This is a genomic window from Nocardia sp. NPDC060220, assembly GCF_042727815.1.
GTDB lineage: Bacteria > Actinomycetota > Actinomycetes > Mycobacteriales > Mycobacteriaceae > Nocardia.
Genome location: NZ_JBHWZY010000336.1, coordinates 1 through 7,074, shown reverse-complemented (window position 1 = coordinate 7,074; position 7,074 = coordinate 1). Strand labels below are relative to the sequence as shown.

At 69.5% G+C, this 7,074-nt stretch carries 5 protein-coding genes; all 5 read left to right on the top strand.

The genetic code is table 11. The annotated features are described in order from the left end of the window. On the top strand, positions 1 to 3,699 hold a 3,699-nt coding region (locus tag ACFWF3_RS18535; protein WP_379314608.1), incomplete at its 5' end, for an amino acid adenylation domain-containing protein. Positions 3,700 to 3,755: 56 nt separating this feature from the next. Continuing rightward, complete coding sequence (locus ACFWF3_RS18530) at positions 3,756 to 4,754, top strand: ABC transporter substrate-binding protein (protein WP_379314607.1); 999 nt, start codon at positions 3,756 to 3,758, stop codon at positions 4,752 to 4,754. Next, positions 4,751 to 5,980, top strand: a complete 1,230-nt coding sequence (entS, locus tag ACFWF3_RS18525) for an enterobactin transporter EntS (RefSeq protein ID WP_379314606.1) — start codon at positions 4,751 to 4,753, stop codon at positions 5,978 to 5,980. Before ACFWF3_RS18530 ends, entS begins: the two co-directional genes overlap by 4 nt. Continuing rightward, positions 5,977 to 6,816: a siderophore-interacting protein gene (locus ACFWF3_RS18520; protein WP_379314605.1), complete on the top strand. Its 840-nt coding sequence runs from the start codon at positions 5,977 to 5,979 to the stop codon at positions 6,814 to 6,816. The genes entS and ACFWF3_RS18520 overlap by 4 nt, the downstream gene beginning before the upstream one ends. A gap of 3 nt (positions 6,817 to 6,819) precedes the next feature. Beyond that, positions 6,820 to 7,035 (top strand): phosphopantetheine-binding protein, encoded by a 216-nt coding sequence (locus tag ACFWF3_RS18515; protein WP_358061797.1) that lies wholly within the window; start codon positions 6,820 to 6,822, stop codon positions 7,033 to 7,035. Positions 7,036 to 7,074: the final 39 nt, after the last annotated feature.

Below are 7,074 nucleotides of genomic sequence, written 5' to 3'. Positions count from 1 at the left end.
CCGCTGATCCGCGGCCTCCTGATCCGCCTCACCGATACCTCGCACTGGCTGGTTCTGATCGCCCATCACCTCCTGGCCGACGGCTGGTCGGTACCGACGATGGTCCGGGAAACCCTCGCCCTCTACACCGGCGAGACCCTCTCGGCCCCCGCCTACTTCGGCGACTACCTCACCTGGCTCACTACCCGCGACACCACTGCGACCCTGCACTGGTGGACCGAAAACCTCACCGGCCTGCGCACACCGACGCTGCTCGCCACCACCCCTACATCCGCAACCGATCCGGCCGCGTTCGCACCGGGCGGTGCCGTCGCGCCGGCGCCCGCCGTCTCGACGCCGGAGCCGACCACGAACGGCGGAGGAGCACCGCACCCGGCGGATACGGCGACGGCCCAGCGACAGCGTCCGGTCGGCCTGCGGGTTCCGCTCGCCGCCGACGTGGCGACAGCCTTGGCCGAGAGCGCCCGGCGGCACGGGCTGACCGTGAACACCGTGCTGCAGGGCGCGTGGGCGATGGTGCTCGCGGATCACTTCGGGCGCACCGATGTGGTGTTCGGGACCGTGGTTTCCGGGCGTCCCGCCGATCTCGCCGGAGTCGGCGGAATGGTCGGATTGTTCAGCAATACCGTGCCCGTGCGGGTGTCGCTCGGGGCTGGTCGGCCGGTGGCCGAGCAGTTCGGGGAGTTGCAGCAGGCCTCGTTCGACGGCCAAGCCCGGGGATACCTCGGGTTGGCCACCATCGAGCGGGCGCTGGGATTCGGGCGGCTGTTCGATTCGCTCGTCGTGTTCCAGAATTTCCCGAAAGCCGGTCTGTTGCAGCCCGATCCCGGTGGGGTTCAGGTGGTGGACGTCGATGTGGACGGGCTGACCGACTTCCCGGTCACGGTGACCGCGTTGCCCGGCGCCGAGTTCGCGCTGATGTTGCACCACGATGTGGCCGCAGTGCCCGGCCCGGTCGCCACGCGGCTCAGTGATCGCCTCGGCGCCGTATTGTCGACGCTGGCCGCCGATCTCGACGGTTCCGTCGAGGAAGCCATGGCTGCCGCGATGCCGTCGGAAACCCACGGCAGCACGCTGCCCGACTGGTCGGTGACGGCGACGATCTCCGCCGACGCGCCGGCCGTCACCGCGAACGGCGTGACGCTCTCGTTCGGCGCATTCGACAGCCGGGTCCATCGGCTCGCGCGCTGGCTCATCGACGAGGGCGTTCGGCCCGAAACTGTGGTCGCGGTGGCGATGACGCGGGGGATCGAGTCGATCGTCGCCGCGCACGCGGTGTGCCGGGCCGGGGGGGTCTACCTGCCGCTGGATCCCCACAGTCCCGCGCAGCGCGCCGACAGGATCCTCGCAACATCGCGCGCAGCGCTGGTTCTCACCACCGCGGCCGACAACTTCACGACCGATCGCGCACCCGTGGCACAGGTCGAAGCATTGGATCTGTCCGGTTTCGCCGATACCTCGGTCTCCGACCTCGACCGACTCGCGCCCCTGCTCCCCCGCAATGCCGCGTACCTGCTGTTCACCTCGGGCTCCACCGGCGAACCCAAGGGCGTGAGCGTTTCCCACGAGGCCATCACCAGCACCTTCGAGTGGATGCAGCGACGGCACCGGTTCGGCGCGGGCGACACCGTCTTGTACCGCACCGCGGCGACGTTCGACGCCTCCCTGCTCGAGCTGTTCCTGCCGCTGCTGGTCGGTGCGCGCGTCGTGGCGGCACCGGTGTCGGGTCGACTCGACCGCGACCCGCACTACCTGGCCGACCTGATGGCGACCGAGCGGGTCGGCATGGTCCAGCTCACCTCGTCGATGCTCACCGTGCTCGCCGAGGAAGCCGACCTGAGCGGCTGCACCGCGCTGCGCTGCGTGATCACCGGCGGCGAACCGCTACCGCCGCCGACCGCGGAGCGGATCAGAGCCCTCACCGGCGCCCGCGTCCACAACCTGTACGGGCCCACCGAGGCCGCGGTGTGCATCACCCACCACGAGACCTCCGGCGCCGACCGCGGCAATGTCCCGATCGGTCTGCCCGCCGGCGGTGCCGATGTGCGTGTTCTCGACACCGAGCTGCGCCCGGTCGCGGTCGGTGTGATCGGCGAGTTGTATCTCACGGGAACGCAATTGGCGCGCGGATACCTCGCCCGCCCGGCCCGGACCGCGGGTTCGTTCGTCGCCGACCCGCTGGGACACGGCGAACGCATGTACCGCACCGGCGATCTCGTGAGCTGGGGCTCGCACGGCGAACTCGACTACGTGGGCCGCGCCGACAGCCAGGTGAAGCTGCGCGGGCAACGCATCGAACTCGGCGAAATCGAAGCGGCCCTGCTGAGTTGCCCGGGCGTGGCCCACTCCGCGGTGATCCTGCGCGAGGACACCCCAGGCGATCAACGCCTCGCGGCCTACCTGGTCGCCAAGGCGGACACCGACATCGACATCGGCACAGTCCGTTCCGGCTTGCAAGCGCGGGTGCCCGCCTACATGGTCCCGGCCGCGTTCGTCGTCCTCGACCACATTCCCCGCACCACGAGCGAGAAGATCGACCGCAAGGCCCTACCCATCCCGACCTACACGGTCGACGGCACCGAGAACCCTACGGCCGCAACGAGTAACACTCGGTCGCTGTCTGACATGCCCGCGCCCGGGGACACCCCACACGGGCCGCGGAATTCGCCGAGCACCCGCGATCTGAACGGCAACACCGCGACCGCTACCGGCCGCGACCTGGTCAGCACCGTCCGCACCGCGATGGCCGCCGTGCTGTCCATCGCCGACATCGCCGCCGACGCCGACTTCTTCGAGGCAGGCGGGCACTCGCTCACTGCCGTTCGGGTGATGGGCAGGCTCCGGCGGGCAGGGCTGGCGGTCGTCCTCGACGACGTCTTCGAAGCGCCGACACCACGCGCCCTGGCGGATCGGATCATCCAGAGCGACAACGGCTCTCCGGCAGCCGAGGCCGATGACACGGACATCGACAATGCCTGGGGTTCCCGGCTCGACCATGTCCTCGAACTCCGCACCACCGGTTCGCGCGATCCGCTGTTCTGCGTTCACCCCGTCGGCGGGACCGCCTGGCAGTTCGGCCCGCTCGCGAAACTCCTGCGAGCCGACCGCCCGATCATCGGCCTGCAACTACCGACCCTGAGCGACAACACCTTCCGGGCCGAGACCATCGACGACCTGGCCGCGCACTACGTGTCGACCATCCGCAGAATCCAACCGCACGGCCCTTACCACCTGCTCGGTTACTCCCTCGGCGGCACCGTCGCCCACGCCATGGCAGCCGCACTGACGGCCGCGGGCGAGCAGGTCGCCTTCACCGGACTGGTCGACGCGTTCGCCCTGTCCGATCTCACCGAACAGGCGACCCGCGCCCTCACCGACCCGGCCGATCTGGACCGGCTGTTGCCCGACATCCCGGACGACGCACCAGAACTGGCGACGAAACTGCGCGATGCCGCGACGACCCTGCTCGGCATGGTCTCCGCTTCCACCGCGGCCGACTACGACGGCCCGATGGCGCTTTACGCCGCCGACACCGGAACCACACCGGGCCGCACCGAGGCGCAACTGGCGGGCTGGCAGTCCGCACGAGCCCGGCTCGTGGTGCGCCGACTGCCCTACTCCCACTTCGAGATCGTGTCGCCCACCGGCTGGGCCGAGGTCGCGGCACTTCTCGACACAGACCCGGTGATCGGCGGCTGAGCACGCAGCGCACCGCTTTTCACCGTTCGAAAAGAAAGATGAGGACAACCCCTTCCATGTTCACCACACGATCATCGGGCAGGCTCCGCGCCACCCTCGCCCTGCTGGTTCTCGCGCTGATCGCAGCGCTCACCGGCTGCAGCACCTCGTCGGGCGACACCGCCGCACCCAGCGGCCCCCGCGAGGTCCAGACTCCGAAGGGCCCGGTCTCCGTCCCCGCGGATCCGCAGCGCATCGTGGTGCTCAACGGCACCCTGGCCGGCTACCTCTACGACCTCGAGGCGCCGGTCGTCGCCGCCGACCCGCGGCTGCTCGGCGTCGCCAGCAAGCCGGGTGAGTTCCCGTCCGGCTGGGCCGAGGACGCGGCGAAGCAGGGCACCAAGGCCCTGCCCACCGGCGAGAACATCAACCTGGAGTTCATCGCCGCCCAGCGCCCCGACCTGATCATCGGCGGCGGCCAGGGCTACCCGGCGCAGCAGTCGGTGAACGCCTACGACCAGCTCAGCGCGATCGCCCCGACCGTGCTGGTGCCGACCGAGACCACCTACTGGCAGGACCAGCTGCGGGTGATCGCCGACGTGGTCGGCAAGCCGGCCAAGGTCGACCAGCTGATCACCAACTACAAGGACAAGCTGGCCAAGGCCAAGGCCGCCATCAAGGCGCCCGCGGGCAACACCGTCATCATGCAGTCGCTCAAGAGCCAGAAGCCGACCGCGTTCGTGCCCACCGCCGCACTGCCCACGCTGCTGTCGGAGGTCGGGTTCACCCTGGACCAGCAGCTCGAAGCCAAGGCGGGCAACCCCGCTCGTGAAGGCAGCGCCGACTTCATCAGCTTCAGCCCGGAGCTGCTGAACACCGCCGTCGACGCGCCCGTGCTGTTCATGATCCCGCTCAACGGCGGCCGCAGCCTGGCCGAGCTACGGGCCGACCCGATGTACGCGTCGCTGCCCTCGTTCAAGGCGAACACCGTCTTCGAGCTGCCCGCGACCAGCTCACGTCCTGACTACCGCACGGTCATGACCACGCTCGATCTGCTCGTGGAACGCTTCAAGTGACAGCGGTCGGCGGCCTGCTCATCGACATCAGCCCGCTGCGGACCTCGCGTCCGTTCCGGTGCGCGTTCGCGGCGCGGCTGGTGTCGGTGCTGGGGCTCGGGCTGCTCATGGTGGCCCTGCCGTTGCAGGTCTATCAACTGACCGGGTCGACCCTGCAGGTCGCCGGCATCGCGACGACCACCGCGGCCGCGTTGTTCGTCGGCAGCCTCGCGGGCGGTGTGATCGCCGACCGTTATGACCGGCGCAACGTGATCCAATGGTCGCGCAGCGCAGCCGGTTTCGGTTTCCTGATCCTCGGTATCAACGCGGTGCTGCCGGATCCGATGCTGTCGGTGATCTATCTGGCCGCCGTCATCGACGGACTCGCGGGCGGCGTCAGCGGCTCCGCGTTGATGGCTCTTGTCCCGATGCTGGTCGGTCGCGAGAAGATCGCGGCGGCAGGCGCTTTGACCGCGCTCACCACTGACCTCGGGACCATGATCACGCCCGCGATCGCCGGTGTGCTCGTGGCACAGGCGGGGGTGTCGGTCGCGTTCTTCCTGTGCGCGGGCGCCACCGTCGCCACGGTCGGGTTGATCACCGCGATCGGGCCCGCGCCGCCGCCTGCCCGCGCCCTGCAGAACCCGGTGCGCGAGCTGGCGATCGGCATTCGATTCGCGGCGCAGCACAGAACCATTCGCATCATCCTGCTCACCGGCTTGCTCGCCATGCTGGTCAGCGGCCCGCTGGTGCTGCTGCCCGCCTTCGCCGAAGTCGAACTCGGCGCCGGCCCCGGCACCCTCGGCCTGCTCTACGCCGCGCCGGGCGCTGGTGCCGTGATCGGCTCGCTCACCAGCGGCTGGATGAGCCGCACCCGCTACAACGGGCTCGCCCTGCTGATCTCGCTGGCCCTCATGCCGCTGGGTGTGATCGCCGCCGGGCTGTGGTCACACGCGGCGCTGGTGTTCCTCGGACTGGCCGGATTCGGCCTGGCCAGGGCGGTGAACATCGTGCTGCGCTACACCCTGCTGCAACAGCAGGCGCCCGAGGAACTGCGCGGCCGGATGGCCGGACTTCTCATGGTGCAGTCGGTGACCGGCACCGCGATCGGTTCGATGGCCGCCGGATTCGTCGGCCAATTCTTCGCACCGGGTTCCGCGCTCGTGTTCTACGGCGTCGCGGTCCTGGTTCTCACCGGCGTGGTGGCGCTTGCCGCCGGGCCGCTGCACGGAAAGGAACAGCAGTGACAGATCGCAGTGGCTACGCCGCGCGCATCGCCGAGGTGCTCGCCAGTGAGCACGGCGCGAAGGTCCCGTATCCGATCGGATTGCAGGAAGTGGAGGTGATCCGCACGGTCGCGGTCGGGGCCGGGCTGCTCCGGATCACCTTCGGCGGGCCCGATATCGCGTCCTTCCACAGCTATGTGCCGGATGAGCATGTGCGCCTGGTCTTTCCGTGCGAGGACGGGGTACTGCGGCTGCCCGCACGCGACGGTCAGTCACTCGAGTGGGGCAACCCGCGCCCGGTGTCGCGCGAGTACACCGTGCGCCGCCACAGCGTCGCCGACAACGAACTCGACATCGATTTCGCGATCCACCCCGGCGGCTTGGCCTCGGAGTGGGCGACCACGGCGACCCCGGGCACCAAGATCCACATCGCGGGCCCTCCCGGTGGCGTCGTCGTCCCGGAGTCCTACGACCGGTTCCTCTTCGTCGGTGACATCACCGCGCTGCCCGCCATCGCGCGCTGGCTGGAACGACTGCGGCGGACCGCGCAGGGCTGGGCGTTCATCGAGGTGACCGGACCAGAGGAAGAGATCGAGATCGATGCGCCGGCGGGTATCGAGGTGCGCTGGCTGCACCGCGGCGACCTCGAGCCGGGCACCGGTGACGCACTGGAGAAGGCCGTACGTGGCGTGGAAGTGGCTGCCGGACAGCGGGTCTACGCCTGGGTCGCCGGTGAGGCCGGCTGTCTGCGCGGCATTCGCAAGGTGGTGCGCGGCGAACTCGGGATCGGGCCGAAGGACTCACTGATCGCCGGCTACTGGAAGCGCGGCGTCGCCGACTTCGATCGAGAGGAATGAGCGATGACCGACGAACAAGTCATCACGGATGTGGCAACGGCGCTCGGCGTCGACCGCTCGGAACTGGCCACCGACACCGACCTGCTCGATGCGGGCCTGGACTCGGTTCGCATCATGTCGCTCGTGGAGAAATGGCGGTCGGCCGGACATGCAGACATCGACTTCCCCACGCTCGCAGGTGATCCCGTGCTCGGGTCGTGGATCGAACTGCTGGCCTGATCGCGCTGTCCGGATCCGGGCCCGCGGTGGCAGTACGGC

Bases quoted from the DNA above. Each gene is read 5' to 3' on its own strand.
- ACFWF3_RS18515 (WP_358061797.1), top strand. From the start codon at position 6,820: ATGACCGACGAACAAGTCATCACGGATGTGGCAACGGCGCTCGGCGTC.
- ACFWF3_RS18530 (WP_379314607.1), top strand. From the start codon at position 3,756: ATGTTCACCACACGATCATCGGGCAGGCTCCGCGCCACCCTCGCCCTG.